General features: G+C 39.3%; 1 protein-coding gene. It reads right to left on the bottom strand.

Annotation, left to right across the window (positions count from 1 at the left end; translation table 11 throughout):
• Nucleotides 1-616 (bottom strand): replication initiation protein (locus tag IE260_RS41135; protein ID WP_229881861.1); only part of this gene is annotated, 616 nt, incomplete at its 3' end.
• Between the last annotated feature and the right edge of the window lie 54 nt (nucleotides 617-670).

Here is a 670-nt window from a genome sequence, read left to right as displayed (position 1 = left end):
CTTTGACTTCATGCATTCCACGATACACTAATGCGATGATAGCGTTTTCATCTAGCGGATCAGTGGGATAAGCTAGGGTTTTATCTTTGAGTTCAGTGAGCGGTTTGATGACTTCAACTTGAATGCGTTGCTGTTCTTTGTCTTTAGCTTGATCTTTTCGCCTTTGTAGGTCTTTATAGCAGATTTCAAACACTATTTGAGTGATCTTTTGGCGTTCTTTTTTAGTGCTGCAACTAGCTACAATGTCGGTGGTAGCGTTAATCTCTTTGATGCTTGGCTCTAAAACATTGCGTTTGAAATTATCCCACTTATACATGCTTTTTGGCACGCACAACACATCTTGGAGTTGGATTAGAGGTATTGTCGCTTCGTTGCGGTTTTGCTTGAGTTCGCTTAAGAGTATTTGATAAATGCGGATCGCATAACCGCTATTAATCGGCAAAATGTGTTGCAAGGGGATCTGCGTGAAATTCTTCCTAAGCCCTAGCAAGTAGGGTTTTAGGCAGTCGTTGAGTTGGTAGCAGATTACAGCTTTTCTTTTCAAGTATTGTATTCTTTTGAAAATTGCCATAACTTCAAACATTTCTTCTTTTTTGTTGGTTACAGGGTCAAACACTAGCGTTTCATCTTCAAGTATTCGTTTAGATAGGCTTCTGCATAGATTTTTGAT

This window comes from Streptomyces viridiviolaceus, from assembly GCF_014650995.1.
Taxonomy (GTDB): Bacteria; Actinomycetota; Actinomycetes; order Streptomycetales; family Streptomycetaceae; genus Streptomyces; species Streptomyces viridiviolaceus.
Note: the sequence above shows the minus strand (reverse complement) of the source record. Positions and strands in the feature narration are given on the sequence as shown.